General features: G+C 68.3%; 4 protein-coding genes and 1 pseudogene. 1 reads left to right on the top strand and 4 read right to left on the bottom strand.

The genetic code is table 11. The features are described from left to right. The coding region (locus G6024_RS07615) for a VanW family protein (RefSeq protein ID WP_182640338.1) at positions 1 to 936 on the top strand (936 nt) is incomplete at its 5' end. Between the two features lie 130 nt (positions 937 to 1,066). On the opposite strand, the pseudogene G6024_RS16890 reads toward G6024_RS07615, so the two are convergent. The 4 genes and pseudogenes from G6024_RS16890 to G6024_RS07600 all read right to left on the bottom strand — a co-directional run. Beyond that, positions 1,067 to 1,357, bottom strand: a pseudogene (locus G6024_RS16890) (catalase-related domain-containing protein); the annotation flags it as partial. A 12-nt stretch (positions 1,358 to 1,369) separates the two neighbouring features. Further along, entirely contained in the window at positions 1,370 to 2,707 is a 1,338-nt protein-coding gene (locus tag G6024_RS07610) for a catalase (RefSeq protein ID WP_277355616.1), read from the bottom strand. Between the two features lie 208 nt (positions 2,708 to 2,915). Continuing rightward, positions 2,916 to 4,754, bottom strand: coding sequence for an acyl-CoA dehydrogenase (locus G6024_RS07605; protein WP_067719508.1), 1,839 nt, complete (start codon positions 4,752 to 4,754; stop codon positions 2,916 to 2,918). Positions 4,755 to 4,942: 188 nt separating this feature from the next. After that, positions 4,943 to 5,900, bottom strand: a 958-nt coding sequence (locus G6024_RS07600; protein ID WP_338122136.1) for a putative PEP-binding protein, incomplete at its 5' end; no start/stop codon positions are given.

Below are 5,900 nucleotides of genomic sequence, written 5' to 3'. Positions count from 1 at the left end.
GACCCGCTCCTGGAGGAGACCGAGCAGGTGGGCAGGGACGCGAGTTTCGAGTTCAGCGGGTCGAGCGCCACCATCGTTCCCGCGGTCCAGGGACGCACCGTCGAATGGGGCCCGCTGCTCGGTCGGCTGCCCGGGCAACTCACCGACGTCGACGGCCCGCGCGTGCTCCCCGTCGGCTACGTGGGCCGCGACCCCGAGCTGACCACCGCGGAGGCCGAGCGGGCCGGCATCCGCGAGCCCGTCGGCCAGTTCACGGTGGCCGTCAGCGCGAGCGGACAGGCCCAGTCGATGATCGCCTCGCTGGCCGGGCACTTCATCCCGGCGGGCGGGAGTTTCTCCATGGCGGAGGTCGCCGGCACCGTCTCCGGAGACGTGTCCGCCGACGCCGTCGCCACCGCCCTGTTCAACGCTGCGTTTGACTCCGGCGCACAGGACCTCGTCCGCAGCTCCCGCGGTGTCGACGGCGACGCGTTCCCGGCGGGCCGCGATGCCACCGCCTCGGCCGACGTCGGATTCCGAAACGCCCAGGACACCGGCCTGGTGATCGATGCATCGGGTAGCGGCAACTCGGTGACGGTCCGGCTGTGGGGGACGCCCGAGTACACGGTGAGGGTCTCGACGGCCCCCCGGACCGACATCCGGCGGGCCCAGACCCGGGTCGTCGGCACGGCCGGGTGTACCCCGAGTCCGGGCGCAGACGGGTACACCGCCCGCGTGACCCGGGTCGTCCTGCGCGGCGGCGACACCGTGAGCACCGACACCGTCTCGTCGAGCTACGCGCCGCGAGACCGGATCGTGTGCCGGGCCGAGACTCCCGAGGACGACGATCCCACCTCGTCACCGCCACCACCGCCGCCCGCGCTCCCCGGACCCGGTGACCCGATCCGGATCCCGGGCCTACCGGAGTTCCGCATTCCCGGCGTGCCCGGGAACTGACCCCGCAGCGGCCCGGTTCCCGGTCAGCGAAAATCCGCTACTCCGAATCCCGATCCGCTACCCCAATGGGGATAGCGGAACCGGAATCCGAGTAGCGGATTTCTGGAGGTGGAGGCGGTGGCGGCGCTCGTCAGCGGTCGACGACGACGCGCTCGTTGGGGACGCAGTGCGTCATGGTCAGACCCTTGACGTCGCGTGGGCCGTTGGCACCGAGGTTCGCCAGCCGCTCGCGCTCGGCGTCGGTGAGCTGCTGCTTGGGCAGCGGCTCGAGGTGACGGACGTCGTCGGGTGTGATGCCCAGGCCCTCGCCGACCCGCAGTCCCAGCTCGTCCTCGCACATGAGCAGGTGCCAGACCATGCGCTCCTGCACCTCGCGGGTCGCCTCACCGATGTTGTCGATGAAGTTCTTCACCAGGTCATCGCGCTCCCACTCCTACATGAGACGGAATCGCTGCCCCGCCTGCATGTAGTCGTTGGTGCGGGGAATCTCGCTGCGGGTGAGACGGCCGCTCAACTCCGGGCCCACATCCTTCTCGCCGGTGGGCTCGGATTCGCGCAGACCCCTCATGGTCGACGGCTCGTAGTTCACGTGTGGGTTCTGGCCCTGCAGGTCGACCCCGTACGACATCGTGCCGCCGCGCTGGTTGGTGGCGACAGTGGCGTTCTTGGCGCTGTTGACCGGCAGTTGCAGGTAGTTGGCGCCGACGCGGTAGCGCTGGGTGTCGCTGTAGGAGAACGTCCGGCCGACCAGCATCTTGTCGTCGGAGAACTCGAGGCCGTCGACCAGGACGCCGGTGCCGAACGAGATCTGCTCGTTCTCGTTGTGATGGTCGTCGATATTGCGGTTGAGCGTCATGGTGCCGACGAGCTTCGGCGGGAAGACCTCCTCCGGCCAGGTCTTGGTGTCGTCCAACGGGTCGAAGTCCAGTTCCGGGTGGTCGTCGTCCGACATCATCTGCACGACCAGATCCCACTTGGGATAGTCGCCGTTCTCGATGGCCTCGTACAGATCCTTGGACGCGTGGCCGGTGTCGTGCGCCTGGATGTTCGCCGCGTCCTCCTCGGTCAGGCTCTTGACCCCCTGATGGGGCAGCCAGTGGTACTTGACCAGGTGGCTCTCGCCCGCGGAGTTCACCCATCGGTAGGTGTTCACCCCGAACCCCTGCATGTGGCGGTAGTCCGCCGGGATGCCGCGCGGGCTGAAGAGGTTGACCAGCATGTGCATCGACTCGGGCGACTGCGACATGAAGTCGTAGATCCGCGCCGGGTCCTGCCGGAAGGTGATCGGGTCGGGCTTCAGGGAGTGGATGACGTCCGGGAACTTGATGGCGTCTCGGATGAAGAACACCCCGAGGTTGTTGCCGACGAGGTCCCAGTCTCCGTCCTCGGTGTAGAACTTCACGGCGAAGCCGCGGGGGTCGCGCGCGACCTCGGACGAGTCGCGGCCACCGATCACCGTGGAGAAGCGGATGGCCACATCGGTCTTCTTCCCCGCCTCCTGGAACAGCTTGGCGCGGGTGTACGTGGAGATCGGCTCATCGCCCCACTTCCCGGTCGCCTCGAACTCGCCGTAGGCGACGAACCCGCGCGCGTGGACCACGCGTTCCGGGATCCGCTCGCGGTCGAAGTGGCTGATCTTCTCGAGGAACTGGTAGTTCTCGAGAGTCGCCGGACCACGGGGGCCGACGGTGCGGGTGTTCTGGTTGTCGGAGATCGGGTGTCCCTGACGTGTGGTCAGGGTGGGATCGTCGTGCTTGCGCTCTTCGGACATCGGAACTCCTCCGGTATTCGGGCATGTCCCGGCCGGCCGGTGCGAGCCGGTCGTTTTTCCGACGATAGGGTGATGCCGCTCACAGGTCCACCGATGTGCGTCGAGATCCGTCCGCGACGGGCGCGTGTCCCGCCGAAATGAGTCGATCCGCCGCCCGGGCGGGGCGGCGGATCGACGGGCGGGCCTCGTCAGGCCCGTGAGGTGCGGATCAGAACGCGGACTCGTCCAGCTCCATCAGCTCGTTGTCGAGGTCTGCGACGATCGCGCGGGTGGCGCTGATCAGGGGCAGCTCGTTCTTGGCGAACCACCGGGCGGCGGCGATCTTGCCGTTGTAGAAGTCCTTGTCGTCGTCGGACGCCCCGTCCAGCGCGCCGAGGGCGACCTCTGCGCCGACCAGGAGACGCCAGCCCATCATGAGGTCACCGAACGCCATGAGGACGCGCACCGAGGCGAACCCGACCGTGTACAGGCGCTTGGGGTCGTCCTGCGAACCCATGAGGTGATCGAAGCACGTGCCGATCATGGCCTCGACGTCCGCGAGAGCGGTCGCGAGCAGCTCCCGCTCGGCCGCCAGTCGGCCGCCGCACGCGTCGCTGTCCAGGAACTGCTTGATCTGCGCCGACACGTGGCCCACGGCGGTGCCGCGGTCACGGGCGATCTTGCGGAAGAAGAAGTCCTGTGCCTGGATCGCGGTGGTGCCCTCGTAGAGGGAGTCGATCTTGGCGTCGCGGATGTACTGCTCGATCGGGTAGTCCTGCAGGAAGCCCGACCCGCCGAACGTCTGAAGCGACTCGGTGAGCAGCTCGTAGGCGCGCTCGGAACCGACGCCCTTGACGATCGGCAGCAGCAGATCGTTGACCCGATGGGCCAGCTCGCCGTCGGCGCCGGAGACGCGCGCGGCGGTCTCGACGTCCTGGTGGGCCGCCGTGTACATGTACACCGCGCGCAGACCCTCGGCGAACGCCTTCTGGCGGATCAGCGCACGCCGCACGTCCGGGTGGTGGGTGATGGTGACGCGCGGGGCGGTCTTGTCGGCCATCTCGGTCATGTCGCCGCCCTGGACACGCTCCTTGGCGAATTCGAGCGCGTTGAGGTAGCCGGTCGACAGGGTGGAGATGGCCTTGGTGCCGACCATCATGCGCGCGTGCTCGATGACATCGAACATCTGACGGATGCCCTGGTTGAGCTCGTCGCCGCCGACCATCCAGCCCTTGGCGGGCACGCCGTGACCGCCGAAGGTCAGTTCGCAGGTCGTGGAGACCTTGAGGCCCATCTTGTGCTCGACGCCGGTGACGAACACCCCGTTGCGCTCGCCCATCTCGTTCTTCTCGAAGTCGAAGTGGAACTTCGGCACGAAGAACAGCGACAGGCCCTTGGTGCCGGGGCCGGCGCCCTCGGGGCGCGCCAGGACCAGGTGGAAGATGTTCTCGAACATGTCGTCGGAGTCGGCCGAGGTGATGAAGCGCTTGACGCCCTCGATGTGCCAGGAGCCGTCGTCCTGCTTGACCGCCTTCGTGCGGCCGGAACCGACATCGGAGCCGGCGTCGGGCTCGGTGAGGACCATGGTCGCTCCCCAGCCGCGCTCGACGCAGGTGGCGGCCCACTGCTTCTGCTCCTCGGTGCCGTTCTCGTAGAGGACGGCGGCGAAGGCGGGGCCGGCGCCGTACATGAACGCCGCCGGGTTGGCCCCGAGCATCATCTCGCCGGTGGCCCACACCATCGCGCGGGGGGCCGGCATCCCGCCGAGCTCCTCCGGCAGTCCCATCGACCAGTAGCCGGCGTCGTACCAGGCCTTGAAGGACTTCTTGAAGTCCTCCGGGATGGAGACCGAGTGGGTCTCGGGGTCGAACACCGGCGGGTTGCGGTCGGCGGAGGCGAAGGACTCCGCGACAGGGCCCTCGGTCAGGGTCGCGACCTCGGAGAGGATGCCCTTGGCGGTCTCGGTGTCCATGTCGCCGAACTCGCCGGCGTCGAGTGCCTCGTTCATACGCAGGACCTCGAACATGTTGAACTCGAGGTCGCGGACGTTGCTCTTGTAGTGACCCATTACGGTCTTCTCCGTTCGGAGTGCGGTGTCATGACTGTGTCGCGCCCGAGGAGTCGGTGCACGTAACCACTGGTACGCCGGAACCTACTCGCCGGTAACAAAACTGATGCTAGTGCGTTGTCAGCAAACAGTCCAAGGTGAGGGAAGGCTCTGATTTCGGCGCGGACCTGCGAGGGCGCGCCGCGCGGTCAGTCACGCCCGGGACGGGCGGCGGCCCGGGCGGCGTCGAGCAGGATCGTCCGCTCGGCCCGGGCGACGGTCCGCCGGGTCACCTCTGCGTAGTCCGGCGTGACGGAGACCGACGTGACCCCCTTCCGGACGAGGTGCTCGGCCATACGGGGATCGGTCGACGCCGCCTGTCCGCACAGGGACACGGTGAGGCCGGACTCGTGGCAGCGGTCGATGATCTGGTCGATGAACGCCAGCACCGCCGGGTCCATCGAGTCGAACAGGCCCGTACACACCTCCAAGTCGCGGTCGACCCCCAACGTCAACTGGGTGAGATCGTTGGAACCGATCGATACGCCGTCGATGCCCATGGCGGCGTACTCGGGGATCCAGTGCACCACCGAGGGCACCTCGGCCATGATCCAGCGCTTGAGCCCCGTGTCGCGACCGATCGGGTGGGCGTCGATGATGTCCAGACAGGCCCGCAGTTCCCACCCGGTCCGGACGAACGGGATCATCAGGTGCAGGTTCCGGTGCCGCCGCCGCACCCGCTCGAGCGCGTCCAGTTCCAACCGGAACAGGTCAGGTTCCCGGGTGTAGCGGAAGCAGCCCCGGTAGCCGATCATCGGATTGCGCTCCTCGGCCTCCACCTCCCCTCCGAGCAGCCCCCGGAACTCGTTGGACCGCAGGTCGGTGGCGCGGTACACCACGGGCCTCGGATCGAAGGCGGCGGCGATGGTGCTGATCCCCGAGGCCATCCGCTCCACGTACTCCTCCGTCCTGCCCTCCGCGATGAGCCGGCGCGGGTGCAACCCCTGCAGGGCGCTGGTGATGAGGAACTCCGCCCGCAGCAGGCCGACGCCGTCGACGTCCATGGCCGCGACCCGCGCGGCGGCGTCGGGCGTCGCGAGGTTGACGTAGACGGCCGTGGCGGTGACCTCGCGCGTGCGCACCTCGGGCGCCGCGCCGGCATCGGCG

It is taken from the genome of Dietzia maris, assembly GCF_014144855.1.
In the GTDB taxonomy this organism is placed as follows: Bacteria; Actinomycetota; Actinomycetes; order Mycobacteriales; family Mycobacteriaceae; genus Dietzia; species Dietzia kunjamensis.
The sequence above is the reverse complement of the archived record's forward strand: the minus strand, read 5'-3'. Positions and strand labels throughout refer to the sequence as shown.